This window comes from Enterococcus sp. OL5, assembly GCF_006491895.1.
In the GTDB taxonomy this organism is placed as follows: Bacteria; Bacillota; Bacilli; order Lactobacillales; family Enterococcaceae; genus Enterococcus_D; species Enterococcus_D innesii.
Genome location: NZ_VHIL01000005.1, coordinates 16,979 through 33,840 on the forward strand (window position 1 = coordinate 16,979; position 16,862 = coordinate 33,840).

The window sequence follows — 16,862 nt, forward strand, 5'->3', positions numbered from 1 at the left end:
AGAATCGTTATTGATGAATCAGGTGATGGGAGACTGTCGCTTTTTTTGTACACTTTTTTGGACGGGGATATTACCGGGATCCTCAGGCACAAGAAAGGATCACACATGAATATACCAAAAGCAACTGAATTTGAACAAATCAAAGAACAAGTAAGTAAAAAAATAATCAGCGATTACGGCAAAGCGCGCTTTGTGAATGAAAAACCAGCAGCTACGATCCACTCTGCACAAAAACGAGTGACAGAGACCACTGAAGCGATGGCGCTATTAGCCGCCGGTCGTCAAGTGCCTTTTATGGGGCTGCAGCATGTCTTACACCATACGGAGAAAATTGAAAAAGGGTTTGTTTTAGAACCACAGGAGCTTATCGAATATGGAGACTTTTTACGGTCTTTTCGAATCATCCGTCAATTGTTCGAAAAGAATCAATCGATCGCCCCAAAATTGCATCAATATGCGCAAGGTTTAGAAGACTTTTCTGAAATCGCCGAAATGATTTTCCAAAAGATTCGCAATGGTCAGGTTGATAGTAATGCCAGCCGAGAATTGCGGAAAATTCGCGGTACGATCGAAAAATATGAAGCTGATCTGAAAAAAGTTTTTGCAAAGTTTTTTAAAGAAAGTCGTTATTTACAAGAAAATCGTGTCATCAAAAAGAATGACCGATACACGTTACCCGTGCGTGCTGAATTCCAACAGCAATTTAAGGGAACGATCATCGAACGTTCCAATAAGCGTGCGACTGTCTTTATTGAACCGGAAGCAGCTGCCCGTCTGAATGATCGATTGATCTTGGCACAGGCGGAAGAAACGGCCGCTCAATACCAAGTTTTATCAGAATTGACCGGGGCGATCGCCGAACAAATGAATGCAGTATTTGCCTGTCTTGATATTTTAGTGGTACTAGATATTATTTTTGCTCGCGGAAAGTATTGTCGGGAAATCAATGGGCAACCGATAGCGATCACTGAAGAAGAAGTTTTGCTTCTTGATCATGTCCGGCATCCTTTACTGGGCACTGATGCTGTTCCTCTATCTTTAAAACTAGGAGAAGAGAACCGCTGTATGGTCATCACAGGGCCGAATGCTGGTGGTAAAACGGTTGTCTTAAAAACCGTCGGACTCGTTTGTGCGATGGCACATTACGGATTATTTCCAGCGCATAATGGCAACAGCAGCGTGCCGTTTTTAAAAAGTCTTTGGATGGATATTGGGGATCAGCAAAGTCTAGAAAATTCTTTAAGTACCTTTTCTGGACACATGTCGAATATTGCACAGATCATGACGAATGCCGGCCGGAACAGTATCGTTTTGTTGGATGAAATTGGCAGCGGGACTGAACCAAATGAAGGGGCGGCTTTAGCAATCGCCATTATGGAATCGATCTATCGTTCAGGGGCATTAATGATCGCCACGACTCATTATGGTGAAATCAAGCAATTTGCCCTTGACCATCAAGACTTTGAAACGGCGGCGATGGCGTTTGATGCCAAAACACTGACGCCCAAATACCGCTTGTTGACCAATGCGGTTGGCGATAGCAATGCGTTTTGGATCGCCGAAAAAATGGCGATTCCAGCTGAGGTCGTGCAAACAGCTAAAGAGTATTTAAAGGATAAATCCTATTCTTTTGAAAAGCAGGCTTTTGTGTCGACCAGAAAACGAACCGATCCGCAGGAAGTAAAGCCTGAGCACATTTTCCAAAAGGGAGACCAAGTTTTTTCAGCAGAACATGAAAAACGGGGACTCTTTTATGAATATTTAGAACAGGGGCAAGCGAAAATTTCGATTGAGAAACAATTTTTCGTTGTTGCTGCTCGACGATTGCAACTTCTCACAAAACGAGAAGCACTCTATCCAGCCGGCTATGATCTAGATCAATTATTTTTCGATTTTGCCCAACGTAAATTTACCCGAGATATTGAACGTGGGTCTAAAAAAGCGCAAAAGCAGTTAAGAAAAGCAGCACAAGAGCGTCAAGCCAAACGATCATTTGATTGATCGGCACGGATATATTTATTCAGACAGTGCAAATCAAGAAAGCAGTTCTTTTTCAATCTTTAGAAAAAGAACTGTCTTTTTTTTTGGAATGACCGTTTTTTAATAACGTATATTATCGAAGGGGATCCGGTGTTGATCGAATGATTCTCATTGGTTTTTCTTTAAAGGTCGGAAAATATTCGAAATATCTAATTTCTTTAAGAAAAGTTAAAGAAAAATAAAAATAACAAAGAATAGGTTGTATCTTTATTCGAGGAAGGGTACCATTCATATTGGATTGAAAAATAACATATAACCTTGTTAGGTGAGGCTCCTATACAAACATAAGCTATTGCGCAGAAACGTCGAAAGACGCCAATGTGTAGAACAGGAATTGTCGGATTAAGGCTTTTCATAAAATAGCTAAGAAAGGAAAGAACTTTCTTTACGTTGTATAGTGCTAAAACTCGGACGATGAGATTGCTGCGAAAGTCTGACGTCCTAAGAGAAGTGAGACTTTTTTGCTTTTCTTTTGATGGATGAATGAGCTCAAAAGGCAAAATAACTGGTACCGTCTGAACACCTACTCCAAGGCAAGAGGAGTGGAAGCAATGATAGAAAAAAAGAAGATCGATTGGCTGCTGATCATAGCTTATTTGCTATTGAGCCTTATCGGTCTTTTAATGATTTATAGTGCAAGTTCTTACCGTTTATTAACGAGGGATCAGCCACCAGCGAGTTTATTCTTGCGTCAGCTTGTTTTTCTACTACTTAGCTGGGTGCTCCTTTTCATTATTCAAAGAACACGTCGAGAAATACTGCTTAGTAAGTACTTAGCGATCGGTTTGCTGGCATTTGGGATCTTTACATTGCTCTTAGCACGTGTGCCTTTTTTCGGCGTCTCTGTTAATGGTGCCCAACGCTGGGTCTCAATCGTAGGGATTCAATTTCAACCTTCAGAAATCGTGAATGTCGGTATGGTTTTGTATCTGGCTCATTACTTTCAAACAGCAAAAACCACCCTGCAGGAAATGAAGCGTCCCCTTTTGGTTTTGTTTTTGTGCTGTGTGTTGATCTTGATTCAACCAAAAGTAGCTGGGGTAATGATTTTACTTTTTTTAGCATTTGTCATGATTACTACGGTACAAGTGCCCGTGAAACTAACAGCTCTTTTATTTGGTGGCTTATTGATCAGTCTGTTCTTGATTGCCATGCTGATTATTTTTTTAGGAAACAATGATTTACTGCCCCACATGTTTATGCACGTTTATAACCGCATACGGTTAGTGGGGGATCCATTTTCCGATCCGTATAATCAGGGGTTTCAAATGATCCATTCCTACTACGCTTTGTTTAATGGTGGTCTTACTGGTCTTGGCTTAGGAAACAGCATCACTAAAAAAGGCTTTTTACCAGTAGCAGAAACAGATTTTATTTTCTCAGTTTTAGTAGAAGAACTAGGCTTGATTTTTGGTATTTTTGTTATCGGCTTATTATTCGTGATCATCTTGCGTTTATTTATGCGATCTGCTGCAATTGAAAACCCTCAAATAGGCTTGATTTTATTAGGGACGAGTACGTTGCTTTTGTTGCAAACAAGTATTAATATTGCCAGTATTTTAGGTTTGATGCCGATGACGGGGGTGCCGCTACCATTCATTAGTTATGGTGGTTCTAGTTACTTTATTCTTTCATTTGCCTTTAGTTTATGCCTGAAACTAGAACGAGAGGAGGGCATCCTTAATGAAGTTCCTCAAACGTCATGAAGCAAACTATGCTTTGCTGCTGCCGGTTTTCCTGCTGTTTTTGTTAAGTATCTGGGTACAACATCAAGCATCTGTGATGGATGGCAATGATCCTTCAAGGATTGTTTTGCGGCAGATCCTCTTTTGTATTCTTTCGGCGATTGCTCTTTTTGTGACGAGTTTGATTCCTACGAATTTACTCCTCCGCTTTTCTGGTCTTTTGTACTTACTATCCCTTGGTTTGATGGCTTCTCTTCATTGGTTTTATGATCAAACGATGTTCGAACAAACGAACACCAAACGGTGGATCAGATTTGGTGCGTTCACGATTCAGCCTTCCGAGTTTATGAAAGTGGCCTTTATGCTCTTTATGGTCTATCTCACCTTAGTTTATGAAAAACGAAAAGCCGAACGAACGATCAAATCCGATTTGATCTATGTCACTAAGATCCTGCTATACAGCTTACCCACGTTTTTATTGATGTTTATGCAGCGGGACTTTGGAACGAGCTTGGTGTTTATCGTGATGTTAGGTGCCTTATTCATCATTTCTGGTGTTCATTGGAAAATACTGACTGTCGTGATCGGGTTGATTGCCACTCTTGGTGCTATTTTGTTGCTGCTCGTATTCACGGAATGGGGCAATCGTGTGTTGTTTCGACTGCACTTCTCACAATACCAATTGGATCGTGTAAGAGCTTGGGCAGATCCTTTCGCTTATCAAGATTCCATCGCTTTTCAACAAGTCCGCAGTATGTGGGCGATCGGTTCCGGAGGCTTATTGGGGGCGCCAGCTACCCATACAACGGTGTATGTGCCGGTTCGTGAGTCAGATATGATCTTTACAGTCATTGGAGAAACGTATGGTTTTTTAGGAAGTACTTTAGTCATCTTCCTTTATTTTTATCTGATCTATCAAATCATTTTTGCTGCTTTAAAAACAAATAACAAAGCATCGGTCTATATTGCGATCACTTATGTGTTTGGTTTAGTTTTTCAAATTTTTGAAAATATCGGAGCGGCGATCGGTTTGCTGCCTTTAACCGGTATTCCTTTACCATTCTTAAGTCAAGGAGGCACCTCACTGATTGCGATCAGCATTGCTATGGGAATTATCTTTGGGTTAGATAAATTTCCGACAAAAGCCAAAAATAGGTCGTATACATTAAAAGAAAGTAGGAGCTTAACATGAGTATAACAGCAAAAAAAGGAGTGATAGGTGGAGTACTCTTCAGCTGTTTTGCATGGCTGTTTTTCCTTGTTGCATTAGAACCACACTGGTTCCAAAGCATCGACAACCTGTTTTCCCAATTGCCTCAATGGCGGACACCTGCTGTGGAATCGATTTTTCTCCCGCTTGCCAGTACGGCCACGATCATTCCCGTAGCGGCCATTCATTTTCTCTTAGCAAGTATTTTATTTATGCGCAAGCAGCATTTAGAAAGTTTATGGTTGATGGGGAACATGATTGTGATCAGTGGGGTCGGTCAAGTGATCAAGAAAGTAGTTGATCGCCCGAGACCGGATTTTGCTGACAGCATGGAGCGGGCATCAGCAAGTTTTCCAAGTGGACATACATTATTAGCGACCACTTTGATTATTTCTCTCCTCTTTTTCTTAGGGCAAACAGTTCCCGCTAAAAGAGGCAAGCGTCACTTTATCCAAAACCTGGCACTATTTCTTGGAATGATCTATTTGTTGCTGATCATGATGAGTCGGTTGCTATTCGGGGTTCATTATCCCAGTGACTTGCTAGCAAGTATTTTATTGGCAAGTGGGATCAGTTACATCACCTATGCTTTCGTCTTTTCAATCAAAAAACGTGTACTTAGGGGGAAATAAAATGAGTACAGCAAAAAAACTAATAATCATTTTCCTAGTATTGCTGACGGGAATTATTTCAGCAGGAACCGTCTATGCCATTAGGGTGTATTTTCAAGTAGAGGATGTTGCTCACTCGATCCATCGTCCGATCGAAGGACGAGAAGAGGCGGAGGTCATCGAAAATGCTGAACCTTTGAGCCTTCTTTTGTTGGGGATCGCCAATGATTCCCGGCGCAAAACCGATTTTCGTGCAAACACCATCATGGTGGCAACGTTGAATCCTGCCACGCGAAAAACCACCCTCACGAGTATTCCTAGAGATGCCTATGTGGAGATCGTGGGACAAGGATACCATGATAAAATCAATCATGCTCATTCTTTCGGTGGAGCAAAAATGATGATTGAAACCGTTGAACAATACCTTGATATACCGATCCATCATTATTTCTCCTTAAACATGGATGGGATGGCAGATCTTGTCGATGCAATTGGTGGCATCACGGTTGAAAATGAATTTGCTTTTACTGCCGAGAAGATCGATTACCCAGAGGGTACTCTTGAGTTAGATGGCTGGGAGGCACTCCAGTATACCCGTATGCGAAAAGATGATCCAGAAGGCGACTATGGACGTCAGCGCCGTCAAAGAGAAGTGACTGAAATTTTGGCCAATGAGTTAGTTTCACTTTCAAGCGTGATGCGGATTCAGGATCTGCTAACGATTATTGGAGATAATGGCGAAACGGATTTAACTTTTTCACAAATGAGTCGCCTATTCACTCAATATCAATCCGCATTAGGGACCGTCGAGTCTTACCAAATGGCTGGCAGTGGGTTCACGGGTGATGGCTTTAGAGGAGAATATGGGATTTCTTATCAAGAAGTAACGCCTGAAGAACAACAGACGACGAGCCAACGTTTAAAAAATGAGTTGTTGAGTGATTAAGCTTTTGGTTTAGAAACAGAGCTAGTGTATTTTTGTTCATCCAGTAAGTTAGTAATTAGAGTTGACAGCCGCTTTTCCTCAGGATACTCTTTAGTCAAGCAAAGCATTACGGCTTGGCGGATAGCAAGAGTTTGTTTGGAAAAGAGCTGTCAGCTCTATTTCTATTGTGCCACCTTTTCGCTATGCTGTCACAAGGAGGAGAAGTATGAAAATCGTTTTTCAAGACCACTTACCATCTGATTCAAATCAAGTACTCGCCTTGTACGAAGGGGTTGGTTGGAGCGCCTACACCAAAGAACCTGAGCGTCTTCTAAAAGGGCTAGCTCAATCACAGGTGATAACGGCCTATGTTGAAGAGCAGCTAGTGGGGCTGATCCGTTGTATAACCGATGGACAAACCATTCTTTATATTCAAGATCTATTAGTTGCACCCGAGTTCCAACGTCAAAAAATCGGTCAGCGATTACTCAAAAAAATGTTGGCGAATCATCCATCGATACGGCAAAAGGTTCTGATTACGGACAACACAGAAAAAACGCGTCGTTTTTATGAAGCGTGTGGTTTTTCTTCTGTGGAAGAGCAACAAATTGCCGCATTTATCTATTTACCAACAAGCGAATAAGGAACAAGAAAATCAATGTGTCACTGAGAATGGCTTTATTTTTAGTTGGTTTTGGGTTTGAAGAAGGAGTGGAGAAAAATGAAGATGCGCTTTGCGTTGCTTTTTTTGTGCCTCTTTATCGGTGTTGGCGCCTGTGGGGGAAGTCTGTTGGCGTTTAAAAGCATTGAGCCGTTAAGTCAAGGACAGACATATGCTGGTTTGGAGGCGGCCATGCTGCAAGGAACCCCCTTCACGACCTTCTTAATTCCCGGCTTGTTTTTGTTGGTTATCTTAGGCTTGGGGAATCTGATTGTCGCTATCCTGTTGTGGCTTAACAAAGGATACTACGGGGCAATGCTTTTAGGCATGAGTTTAGTAGTCTGGATCATCGTGCAAGTCATCTTATTACGAGGATGGAATGTCTTGCATCTGATTTTCTTTTTATTAGGTTTATTCCAGTTTGCTTCAGCAGTCTACTTTGTCAGAAGCATGCATCTCCCGTTGCCGTTTTCAGCTCATCAAAATTGATTAGACTTGTGAAATAAAGATGAAAAAAATTAAATTAATTGAAAGTTTGCTATGGAAAACGTGGATTTTTGAAAAAAATCTTCTTGAAATCATCCTTCGTTTTTAAAATTATGCTAAACTGAAAGAAGTTGAATTATTTTCTAGAATCAGGAGGATTTATTATTGGAGTTTCTTAAAAAATCAAAATTTTTGCAGGTCTAGTGATTGTCTGTCTCTTAGGGATCGCGGTCTGGATCTATTCAAATATACTGTTTGTCTTTCGACCACTGGAAGCCATCTTTTCTAGTGTCTTTTTACCAGTATTGATCTCGATTTTTATTTTTTACATCTTTTTACCTTTCTTTAATTGGGTAAAAAGAAGGACGAAAAAGAAAAGCATTGCGCTGTATGCGACACTGTTGTTGATCGTTTTTGCAGCTTATTTGATCATTCAGGTGATTGGACCAGCATTAGCCTATGAGATGGGGCGTTTTATCAATCAAATTCCCATCATCATCAATTTGGTGATCGATACTATTGATCATTCTTATTTAGAAGAATTATTTGGTCCTTTTATTGATTCGATTGATATTTCCCAAGCTAGCAACTTTGCCTTACAGTTTATTACCGGGGCAACCAATAGTCTGACGAGTTTGATCTCCATCGTTTCTCATTCAGCGATCGTCTTGTTTACGATCCCACTGTTATTAGTGTATATGTTTAAAGACGGTGAGAAAGTTCCTGATTTTTTGGCAAGTAAGACACCGAAAAACTATCAAGGCTTAATGCGACAACTTTGTAGTGATTTCCATCAAGCAGCGTCAGCGTACATTGGTGGGAAATTGTTGGTTTGTTCTTACGTTGCAGTTTCTAGCTATTTGATTTTTTCTTTGCTAGGTTTGCAGAATGCGTTGCTTTTAGGCTTGATTTGTGGTGTTCTGGACATTATTCCTTATTTTGGTCCCTTTATCGGAGCGGCACCAGCCTTTTTATTTGCGTTAAGTCAAGATATTCGAACAGCTATTTTTCTGATTGTCGGAATCACGATCATTCAGTTAGGTGAATCGTATCTTGTTTCACCATTAGTAATGAAAAAAGTATTGCATATCCATCCAATCATTGCGGTGTTTTTATTATTGATCGCTGGCAACTTGCTTGGATTTGTGGGCATGATCGTGGCACTGCCAGTGTATTCGATCGTGATGGCAATGTCTGGTACATTGTTGCGCTTTTTTCAGGAGCGGAAATTAGAACGATCTGTAATTGATAAGGATTCATAATAACGAAAATGTTCTACCTTGCTGTTGGAGCGATCTCCATCAGCAGGTTTTTTTGTTTTTAAGCACTACGTAGCATGGCTTCAAGACAAATGCTATACTTATTGAAACGAGAAGGACGATAGGAGTGAGGAAATGAAGGTTTTATGGAATGATCAAATCGTTGATCGAGAAGCGGTGAAAATTGACATTGAAGATCGCGGGTATCAGTATGGTGACGGAATCTATGAAGTGATTCGAATCTATAATGGTCGCTGCTTTATGTTAGGGGAACATATGACTCGCTTAGAAAGTAGTGCGCAAAAAATTAAGCTGACGTTGCCTTATACGATTTCCCAATTAACTGAAAACCTTAAGTTACTGGTTAAAACCGAAGGAATCACAGAAGGAGAGATCTATCTTCAAATCACCAGAGGAATCACCTCTCCCCGCAATCACGAGTTTCCGTCTGCTGGAGCAGTCAAAGGAGTCGTAACCGCAAATGTGATCCCCTTTGAACGACCTCAGGAAATGCAGCATGCAGGGCTATCTGCGACTGTTCTTCCAGATGAGCGGTGGTTGCATTGTGATATCAAATCATTGAGCTTGTTAGGGAATCTGTTAGCGTTAGATCAAGCGATCGAAGCGGGGTTCGATGATGCACTCCTTCAACGAGATGGCTTTTTCACGGAAGCTTCAGCATCAAATCTCTGGTTTGTCATTGATGGTATCGTCTATACGCATCCCGATGGACGCTTAGTACTACCAGGTATCACGAAAATGAAGGTGCTACAGTTGTGTCAGCAATTAGAAATTGCTTATCGAGAAGAACCTGTCCCTGTTGATGCACTAAGCAACGTGCAAGAGTGTTTTTTGACCAATTCTGTCTGGGAAATTGTCCCTATCGTCAATGTAGATGGGAAATCAGTTGGCAATGGCACTTTGGGTTCGATCACGAAACGTTTGCAAGCAGCCTATATCGCTGCTACAAAGAGTACGTGCGAATCCTAGTTAACAAGCAAAAGAAACGATGCAAAAACTTTGGCCCACCCAGCATGTTTTATGGCTAGGTGAACCAAAGTTTTTTTCTTGGATACAAGTGCAGATTTTACCATTCACTAGGATTCCACAATTTTCCGTCAAGTTCTCCTTGTTTCAATTCGATTCGAATTTCTTGCTGATGAAGCAACTTCTCTAGTTCTTGCAAAAATGCTTTTTCGTGATAGTCAGCTGTTTCTTTTATTGACTGCTCTATCAGTGGCTTTAGCCATTCGTGATCCATCACAGCACCTCCAATTCAGTTAAAGCATCTTCTAATTCGGTCAACGTTTCATGGTTTTCCTGCAGCAGTGATAGCAAAGGAGCAAGCTGCGGTTTTTCAGAAACCAAATGCGCCAGTTTCTCGCTAAACCATTGTTGCTTTTGATCAAATGTAAAGGGAGCCGGCATTGATAACAATTGTTGATAGGCAATGACAAAGGCTCGTTTCTCTTGCTCTGTTTTATACATCAGTTGATCGAGGACAATGATGGGGAGTACCGTCATTTGGTGTTTTTTTGCCATAAGTACCAGTGGGTGTAAAATTTCATTGAAGGTCGTATTTTCTCGGCCACCTAGCTGAAATTCTTTGGCGGCAACGCCAGTAGAAACGGCGAAACTGATTTCCTTGCCCGCCAATGCAGGAGCGCATTTTTCCCAAACCGTATCAATCCAATCTTTCATTTTTGCTGGAACGCTGTACCAATATAAGGGGAATTGTAAAACCAAACGATCGCATATTTGCAGCAGCATCCGTTCATCGGCAAGAGAAAAATCGGAAAGACCATCAAGAAAATGCATGGTGACGTTAGGAAGCTTGGCACTTTCACTAAAGAATCGTTGGGAAAGCGAATTGTGGAAATCCGGATGGCTGGCTACCACTAAAGTTTTTATCATGAGACTGATCATCCTTTCCTATTACATGTACCATATTTTACCAAAAAGAGAAACTAGTCTGCTTTTCTTTTTGTCTAAGTTCTTCTCTTTTAGTTTTGTTTAAGGTACTTCTTTTATACTTGTTATAAGAAAAAGCCAGTAGCGGCTTAAGCGTGATAGAAATGGGGGAATAGAGGATGGAATCAAATGATCCCTTGATGAAAGGTCTAGCAACTATAATAAGGATCGTTGCAAATACAGTGAACTATGTCGAAAATGGACTTGCCAGTTGCAAACAACGAATTGATGGAAAGCGTCATACGCAAGAAAATGATTACGGAAACGGGCAAGAGTTTACTGAAGTGACTGTCTACAGATGACCAATGCAGAGAAAATAACAAAGATGGCTCACTCCTCAAAGGGTGAGTCCTTTTTTTTATTTCAAGCCATTCATCATCAGTTTGTACTTTTGTTGAGGGAAGGTATAATGAGTAAATGAAGCATAGTGGAGACGGAAGAATGAAGCAATAGTAGAGAGGAGAAGCAGGTGATGAATCATTTATATAAACGAATCCAATACAAAATTCCAGAGCTGAACCGAGTAGAAAGAACGGTCCTTAACTATTGTTTAAGGGCGCCCGAGAAAGCTTCAGAAATGACGGCCGATGAGTTAGCTTCCCAAACGTACACCAGTCAAGCGACAATCAGCAGAATGGCAAAAAAGCTTGGCTTTACCGGTTTTCAAGAATTCAAATTTTCACTGAAGAATTATCAAACTCTTGAAAGAAAATCATCTACTCAAGCTTCTCTTGGTTTATCCCCACTGATCAAGCAAATGATTGACCAGCTGACGACATCCTTATCAATGATCGAAGAAGCCGACTTTCAGCGTGCCGTGGAAATGCTTCAGCAAGCACAACGAATCGAATTTTTTGCTTTAGGGCAAAGTGCGCCGGTTGCATTATCTGCGAGTCGAAAGTTGCGGTTTTTAGGAAAAACGGTTGGCGCTTCAACGGATTGGGATGAATTGACAACCATCGCTAATCAACTATCAAAAAAAGATATCGCTATTTTTATTAGTCATAGTGGGGAAACGATCGGGATGCTAAATTATGCTAACCGGTTGAAACAAAGAGGTGTACCGATTTTAGCCTGTATTGGTCAACCAAAAAGCACGTTGGAGAAGCTTGCCACCTTCTCATTTCCTGTTGAAATGACAGCGATTTATCATCATGAAGTCGATTTGAGCCCACGGATCTCTTTAGCAGCGTTACTGGATATTTTAATTATTCAATACGCCAATCAAATCGAAGAAGTACTTGATCCTGAATGACCATTCCATTTTGTGAATGGTCATTCTTGTTTTGGTAACTGTATTGTAAGCCTTTTTTGATATCGTTTACATTTTAAGAGACAAAAGTGTTAGGAGGAAATGATATGCAAAAAGGGAAGAAAGCAAGCTGGATGGAAATTTTTCAAGGACTTGGGAAAACATTTATGTTGCCAGTCGCTTTACTCGCATTCATGGGTTTATTTTTAGGGATTGGTAGTTCATTTTCATCTTCTTCAACGATCGATGTTTTCCCGTTTTTAGGTGCCTCTTGGCTCCAAGTGGTTTTTCGTTTCATGTCAACGATCGGTGGGTTTGCCTTTAGTTACTTACCCGTCATGTTTGCGATGGCGATTCCTTTAGGTCTAGCAAGAAAAGAGAAGGGAGTTGCGGCATTTTCAGGCTTTGTGGGCTATGTCGTGATGCATTTATCCATCAATTTTTATTTACAAGAAACGAATCAATTAGCTACTGCAGATCAACTACGAGAAGCAGGACAAGAGATCGTTTTTGGCATTCAAACATTATCAATGGGAGTTCTAGGTGGTATTATCGCAGGATTGATCGTTTATAAATTGCATATGCGCTTTTACCATTTTCAATTGCCAGATAGTTTTGCATTCTTTTCAGGAGCACGTTTTGTTCCAATCATCACCTCGCTTACTTTAGCTGTGGTTGGGGTGATCATTCCGATGATTTGGCCGTTGTTTGCTATGATCATCACAGGAATCGGACATTTAATTCAACAAGCTGGTCCATTCGGTCCGTTCTTATTTGGTTCAGGTGAACGCTTATTACTGCCATTTGGGTTACACCATATTTTGGTTTCCATGATTCGTTTTACCGAAGCAGGGGGAAGTCAGCTGATCGATGGTCAGCAAGTCTTTGGGGCGTTGAATATTTTTTATGCGGAATTACAAAACGGCTTAAGTATCTCACCAAGTGCAACGGCGTTCTTGTCTCAAGGGAAGATGCCAACCTTTATGTTTGGTTTACCGGCAGCAGCATTAGCTATGTACCAGACGGCAAAACCTGAGAATCGTTCAAAAATAAAAGGTTTATTGATTTCAGGCGTCATTGCAACTTTTGTGACAGGAATTACTGAACCAATCGAATTTTTATTCTTATTCATTAGCCCTTTATTATGGATTTTTCATGTCATCATGACAGGTGCTGGATTTATGGTAATGAGTCTATTAGGTGTCACGATTGGAAATACCGATGGGGGCATGCTTGATTTTCTTATCTTTGGCGTGATGCAAGGCGCATATACAAAATGGTGGCTCGTTCTGATTGTAGGAGCTTGCTGGTTTGCCCTGTATTACTTTGTTTTTAAAACAGTGATCCTTCATAAGAATTTGAAAACACCTGGCCGAGAAGACAACAACGAGCAACAGAATGAGATGGAAGATGAAAAGACGTATTCTGGAAAAAGTGGCTATGATGCCCATGGCATTTTGGCAGCTTTAGGGGGAGCAAGTAATATTGACTCTTTGGACAATTGCATTACACGGCTACGCCTGGTGTTAACTGATGGTTCACTGGTTGATGATGAACGGTTAAAAAAACTAGGTGCGCTTGGGGTCGTTCACTTAGATGATACTAACGTTCAAGTAATCATTGGAACGAAAGTAACAACAGTCAGAAACCAACTTGATGCGATTCTTTAGCAAAATTGCCAAGTAGTAGGAGTGAAGAAAATGTTTTTTGATGAACCAATCAATCGTAAAGGAACCCAGTGTACTCAGTGGGATTATGTTGAAGACCGTTTTGGTGAAAAAAATTTGTTGCCATTTACGATTTCCGATACGGATTTCAAGGTGCCAGCTGCAGTTGAAGCAGCACTTATCAAGCGGATGCAGCACCCGGTTTTTGGGTATACACGTTGGAATCATAATGAATTCAAGCAAGCGGTCTGCAAATGGTATTCTGAACGTTTTAACAGCATGATCAAAAGCGATTGGCTGGTCTATAGTCCTTCCGTTATGTATAGCGTTAAACAGCTCGTCACCCTACTCAGTGAACCAGGAGATGGGATCATTATTCAGACGCCAGCGTATGATGCGTTTTATAAAATGATCAAAGAGAACAAAAGAAAAATCGTACCTAATGCACTCATCTATGATGCCAACTCGTATCACATTGATTTTGAAGAGCTAACAAGATTGATGGCACAGCCTGAAAACAAAGTTCTTCTCTTATGTAGTCCTCATAACCCAACTGGGAGAGTCTGGCAAAAGGATGAGTTGCAACGAATCATCGAATTGGCGAAAACCCATGATGTATTTATCATTTCTGATGAGATCCATATGGACATTGTAAGAAAAGGACAAAGGCATCAACCAATCATTGATTTGTTGCAAAAAAATGTAGCCCTTGTTACTTCGGGAAGTAAAACGTTTAATTTTCCAGGGTTGATTTATTCTTATGGAATCATTCCTGATTCCAAGTTGCGTGATCGCTTCTTAACTCAGTTAAAAGAAGCCGATGGGTTGAGCTCCACCAGTATTTTTGGCATGACCGCAACGATTGCTGCCTACGATAATGAAAGTAAGTGGGTGGATCAGCTCAATGACTATCTGGATGGTAACATTGCTTATGTGATCGCTTATTTACAGGAACACCATCCAGAACTCGTTGTCACTAAAAGTGAAGCCACGTATCTTATGTGGATTGATTGTACAGCAATGGGTTTAACGATGGCAGAATTGCAGCAACGAATGATTCGTAAGGGAAAAGTTGCGATTATGTCAGGGGAAATCTATGGGAAAGAGGGGAGAAATTTTTTGCGCCTAAACATTGGCTGTTCGCGAGAAAAACTCATTGATGGCTTGAAACGATTCACATTGAGTTTGACCTAACAAAAAGAACCCACTGAGCAATCAGAAAGATCCTGTATTCTTTCTGATCGCCAGTGGTTTTTTTAGTCTTTCGTCGTGCGGGGAGTCATTGCAGTAGTAACGGGGAGTGGTTCAACGACATGGAAATAACCTTCTTTGTCTTGAATGATCAGCATATCTTGCTGACTCTTGCTCTTGATGATCTCACCTTTAACAATTTCGTTGGTGACAGTCCGATAAATGCTTGTAGTCATGTTCATTCCTCCCAACGGTTTTTACCAATTGGTCTTCCATAGGGGGACCAGTACAAATCAATTGCTTGATTTGTACCAGCAAGGAAAAAGAAAACAAATTGGTATCTTTAGTATAGGAGAGCAATGTTTAGATTGCTGCAATTCCATGTAAAGTTTTTGTTAATCCTTTTATTTTCAGCGATTGACTAATCGGCTAAAGAAAAACGCAAGGCCATTTTATTACTGCCAGACTCCACCATTTTTCCTAGTAACGTTGTTGCATTTTTTAAATACAGTTCAGCCATCTCAGCGTTGGCTTCTTCAAGCAGACGAGTAGGCTCCTTTTCAGCGGAAGCTTTACAATCAGTTTCTTGTTGGATGCGGCGACAAGCCGCCATCGTTTCCATTTCAAAACGGTTGGCAAGATCACTATAGCGATCGTAGTCGCTGTCCCCAATCAACGCCAAGGTGCGTCCTAACCAATAGCTATTTGTTGGATCGTAGGTCTTTGTCGTATCGCAATAGCCAAGTGGGGTCTTAGTGATAGCTGCATAAAATGGCACAACGCCGTTGAAGGTATTGGGACCAAAGGCGAGCCAATGAATGCCAGCGATTGCTGCAGGCACGTGGTTGCGGATCTGCAAAATATGGACTTGCTGGTTGCGATTGAGAGCAATCGATCGGAAATGTGTTTTTTGTGTCTCGGTCCCTGTACCGTAAGGGTCAAAAGGAGTATTTTGGAAGTGGGAGCTCAATGCCCATTTTACATCTTCCACGGATAGCTTTTGTTTTGGGTAGCATACAAACGGGAGCTCTTGATCGATCGGTTCAGCAGCTGTTCCGCTAAAGTGTTTTTGAATGTACCATGCCCGCGGGTTATTGTAACGGGTATCTTTTTCTGATGAGCTGCCAAAAATATGGCGTAGATTGATACCTTCAAAATCAGGATTTAATTGATAGTCTTCAATCAACTGTTCGAGATCCTGCGAACACAAGGTCATTTCTGAGGCGAAGTCGAAGTGATCAATGTTTAAGCGATTGGGTGCCACGACATAGGCATCATCTGGTATACGAACAGCTGCCCAGTGATGTCCACCGATGGTTTCCATATACCAAATTTCCTCGGCATCAGAAAACGCGATCCCGTTGGCTTCATAGGTACCATAGGTTTCTAAGAGTTCCCCTAAGCGCAAAACACCTTCTTTAGCGGAATGGATGTAAGGCAGTACGATGCTGACGAAATCAGCTTCCCCGATACCATCTTCCACATATGGATCAATAGCCAAAACGCGTGAATTGGTTGTGATCGTTTCTGTCGCAGTCATGGCGATATTTTCTTCATTGATTCCTGAAGCTGCCCAGACCCCTTGGGATTCATCTGCTTCAGGTGTCGAAGTATAACGTAAGGGATCCTTAGGTAAACGGATTCGGCAGCCGCTTAAAACGGCGTAAAATTCATTTCCTTGCTGTTCTGGAGTGATAACGACGAATTTTTGCGGTTCCGAACCGCTTCCAGAATCTTCATTACGGGCAATCATGGTCGAGCCGTCGATCGATGCTTTTTTTCCTACTAGTAAAGTGGTACAGGACGCTTTTTTTCTATCCATCTTTCCAACACTCCTTCATTTCTTCTTACGAATGATTGAAGCTAGTATACCCATAGTCTCATGGTTTTACAATGCTTTCTAT

General features: G+C 41.2%; 16 protein-coding genes, 1 pseudogene and 1 riboswitch. Of the genes and pseudogenes, 13 read left to right on the forward strand and 4 right to left on the reverse strand.

Annotation, left to right across the window (positions count from 1 at the left end):
- Nucleotides 1-105 precede the first annotated feature (105 nt).
- The 9 genes and pseudogenes from FJU10_RS07510 (at nucleotide 106) to dat (ending at nucleotide 9,867) form a co-directional block, all read left to right on the forward strand.
- Entirely contained in the window at nucleotides 106-2,001 is a 1,896-nt protein-coding gene (locus tag FJU10_RS07510) for an endonuclease MutS2 (protein ID WP_140965569.1), read from the forward strand.
- A 289-nt stretch (nucleotides 2,002-2,290) separates the two neighbouring features.
- Nucleotides 2,291-2,466: riboswitch (M-box (ykoK) riboswitch) on the forward strand.
- 125 nt (nucleotides 2,467-2,591) lie between these two features.
- The gene (locus FJU10_RS07515) at nucleotides 2,592-3,746 is read left to right on the forward strand and encodes an FtsW/RodA/SpoVE family cell cycle protein (RefSeq protein WP_170920146.1); all 1,155 of its coding nucleotides are present in this window, start codon (nucleotides 2,592-2,594) and stop codon (nucleotides 3,744-3,746) included.
- Nucleotides 3,724-4,917 (forward strand): FtsW/RodA/SpoVE family cell cycle protein, encoded by a 1,194-nt coding sequence (locus FJU10_RS07520; RefSeq protein ID WP_140965571.1) that lies wholly within the window; start codon nucleotides 3,724-3,726, stop codon nucleotides 4,915-4,917. Before FJU10_RS07515 ends, FJU10_RS07520 begins: the two co-directional genes overlap by 23 nt.
- Nucleotides 4,914-5,567: a phosphatase PAP2 family protein gene (locus FJU10_RS07525; protein ID WP_140965573.1), complete on the forward strand. Its 654-nt coding sequence runs from the start codon at nucleotides 4,914-4,916 to the stop codon at nucleotides 5,565-5,567. The genes FJU10_RS07520 and FJU10_RS07525 overlap by 4 nt, the downstream gene beginning before the upstream one ends.
- Before the next feature lies 1 nt (nucleotide 5,568).
- Nucleotides 5,569-6,492: an LCP family protein gene (locus FJU10_RS07530; protein ID WP_140965575.1), complete on the forward strand. Its 924-nt coding sequence runs from the start codon at nucleotides 5,569-5,571 to the stop codon at nucleotides 6,490-6,492.
- A 205-nt stretch (nucleotides 6,493-6,697) separates the two neighbouring features.
- Nucleotides 6,698-7,114, forward strand: a complete 417-nt coding sequence (locus FJU10_RS07535) for a GNAT family N-acetyltransferase (protein WP_140965576.1) — start codon at nucleotides 6,698-6,700, stop codon at nucleotides 7,112-7,114.
- Nucleotides 7,115-7,192: 78 nt separating this feature from the next.
- Complete coding sequence (locus tag FJU10_RS07540) at nucleotides 7,193-7,621, forward strand: hypothetical protein (protein WP_189372261.1); 429 nt, start codon at nucleotides 7,193-7,195, stop codon at nucleotides 7,619-7,621.
- Nucleotides 7,622-7,783: 162 nt separating this feature from the next.
- Nucleotides 7,784-8,880 (forward strand): annotated as a pseudogene (locus tag FJU10_RS07545) (AI-2E family transporter).
- A 132-nt stretch (nucleotides 8,881-9,012) separates the two neighbouring features.
- A complete protein-coding gene (dat, locus tag FJU10_RS07550) occupies nucleotides 9,013-9,867 on the forward strand; it encodes a D-amino-acid transaminase (protein ID WP_140965578.1) in 855 nt (284 codons plus the stop codon).
- A 97-nt stretch (nucleotides 9,868-9,964) separates the two neighbouring features.
- Here dat and FJU10_RS19025 read toward each other — a convergent pair whose 3' ends face one another.
- Both FJU10_RS19025 and FJU10_RS07555 read right to left on the reverse strand, forming a co-directional pair.
- The gene (locus tag FJU10_RS19025; RefSeq protein ID WP_005236169.1) at nucleotides 9,965-10,138 is read right to left on the reverse strand and encodes a hypothetical protein; all 174 of its coding nucleotides are present in this window, start codon (nucleotides 10,136-10,138) and stop codon (nucleotides 9,965-9,967) included.
- Nucleotides 10,138-10,803: an NAD(P)H-dependent oxidoreductase gene (locus FJU10_RS07555; protein ID WP_140965579.1), complete on the reverse strand. Its 666-nt coding sequence runs from the start codon at nucleotides 10,801-10,803 to the stop codon at nucleotides 10,138-10,140. Before FJU10_RS07555 ends, FJU10_RS19025 begins: the two co-directional genes overlap by 1 nt.
- 164 nt (nucleotides 10,804-10,967) lie before the next feature.
- Between FJU10_RS07555 and FJU10_RS07560 the strand changes: the two genes are divergently transcribed.
- The 4 genes from FJU10_RS07560 (at nucleotide 10,968) to FJU10_RS07575 (ending at nucleotide 14,961) form a co-directional block, all read left to right on the forward strand.
- On the forward strand, nucleotides 10,968-11,150 hold the full coding sequence (locus tag FJU10_RS07560) for a hypothetical protein (RefSeq protein ID WP_077453460.1): 183 nt from the start codon (nucleotides 10,968-10,970) through the stop codon (nucleotides 11,148-11,150).
- Between the two features lie 170 nt (nucleotides 11,151-11,320).
- Nucleotides 11,321-12,103 carry a MurR/RpiR family transcriptional regulator gene (locus FJU10_RS07565; RefSeq protein ID WP_140965580.1) on the forward strand — a complete coding sequence of 261 codons (783 nt, stop codon included), beginning with the start codon at nucleotides 11,321-11,323 and terminating at the stop codon, nucleotides 12,101-12,103.
- A gap of 104 nt (nucleotides 12,104-12,207) precedes the next feature.
- Nucleotides 12,208-13,770: a maltose/glucose-specific PTS transporter subunit IIBC gene (gene malX, locus FJU10_RS07570; RefSeq protein WP_140965581.1), complete on the forward strand. Its 1,563-nt coding sequence runs from the start codon at nucleotides 12,208-12,210 to the stop codon at nucleotides 13,768-13,770.
- A 30-nt stretch (nucleotides 13,771-13,800) separates the two neighbouring features.
- Nucleotides 13,801-14,961 (forward strand): MalY/PatB family protein, encoded by a 1,161-nt coding sequence (locus FJU10_RS07575; protein WP_140965582.1) that lies wholly within the window; start codon nucleotides 13,801-13,803, stop codon nucleotides 14,959-14,961.
- A 62-nt stretch (nucleotides 14,962-15,023) separates the two neighbouring features.
- Here FJU10_RS07575 and FJU10_RS07580 read toward each other — a convergent pair whose 3' ends face one another.
- Both FJU10_RS07580 and FJU10_RS07585 read right to left on the reverse strand, forming a co-directional pair.
- A complete protein-coding gene (locus tag FJU10_RS07580; RefSeq protein WP_081118717.1) occupies nucleotides 15,024-15,194 on the reverse strand; it encodes an aldo/keto reductase in 171 nt (56 codons plus the stop codon).
- A 185-nt stretch (nucleotides 15,195-15,379) separates the two neighbouring features.
- Nucleotides 15,380-16,780 (reverse strand): C69 family dipeptidase, encoded by a 1,401-nt coding sequence (locus FJU10_RS07585; RefSeq protein WP_140965583.1) that lies wholly within the window; start codon nucleotides 16,778-16,780, stop codon nucleotides 15,380-15,382.
- Nucleotides 16,781-16,862: the final 82 nt, after the last annotated feature.

Coding starts and splice junctions, on each gene's coding strand:
- FJU10_RS07510 (WP_140965569.1), top strand. CDS start 106: ATGAATATACCAAAAGCAACTGAATTTGAACAAATCAAAGAACAAGTA.
- FJU10_RS07515 (WP_170920146.1), top strand. CDS start 2,592: ATGATAGAAAAAAAGAAGATCGATTGGCTGCTGATCATAGCTTATTTG.
- FJU10_RS07520 (WP_140965571.1), top strand. CDS start 3,724: ATGAAGTTCCTCAAACGTCATGAAGCAAACTATGCTTTGCTGCTGCCG.
- FJU10_RS07525 (WP_140965573.1), top strand. CDS start 4,914: ATGAGTATAACAGCAAAAAAAGGAGTGATAGGTGGAGTACTCTTCAGC.
- FJU10_RS07530 (WP_140965575.1), top strand. CDS start 5,569: ATGAGTACAGCAAAAAAACTAATAATCATTTTCCTAGTATTGCTGACG.
- FJU10_RS07535 (WP_140965576.1), top strand. CDS start 6,698: ATGAAAATCGTTTTTCAAGACCACTTACCATCTGATTCAAATCAAGTA.
- FJU10_RS07540 (WP_189372261.1), top strand. CDS start 7,193: ATGAAGATGCGCTTTGCGTTGCTTTTTTTGTGCCTCTTTATCGGTGTT.
- dat (WP_140965578.1), top strand. CDS start 9,013: ATGAAGGTTTTATGGAATGATCAAATCGTTGATCGAGAAGCGGTGAAA.
- FJU10_RS19025 (WP_005236169.1), bottom strand. CDS start 10,138: ATGGATCACGAATGGCTAAAGCCACTGATAGAGCAGTCAATAAAAGAA.
- FJU10_RS07555 (WP_140965579.1), bottom strand. CDS start 10,803: ATGATCAGTCTCATGATAAAAACTTTAGTGGTAGCCAGCCATCCGGAT.
- FJU10_RS07560 (WP_077453460.1), top strand. CDS start 10,968: ATGGAATCAAATGATCCCTTGATGAAAGGTCTAGCAACTATAATAAGG.
- FJU10_RS07565 (WP_140965580.1), top strand. CDS start 11,321: ATGAATCATTTATATAAACGAATCCAATACAAAATTCCAGAGCTGAAC.
- malX (WP_140965581.1), top strand. CDS start 12,208: ATGCAAAAAGGGAAGAAAGCAAGCTGGATGGAAATTTTTCAAGGACTT.
- FJU10_RS07575 (WP_140965582.1), top strand. CDS start 13,801: ATGTTTTTTGATGAACCAATCAATCGTAAAGGAACCCAGTGTACTCAG.
- FJU10_RS07580 (WP_081118717.1), bottom strand. CDS start 15,194: ATGACTACAAGCATTTATCGGACTGTCACCAACGAAATTGTTAAAGGT.
- FJU10_RS07585 (WP_140965583.1), bottom strand. CDS start 16,780: ATGGATAGAAAAAAAGCGTCCTGTACCACTTTACTAGTAGGAAAAAAA.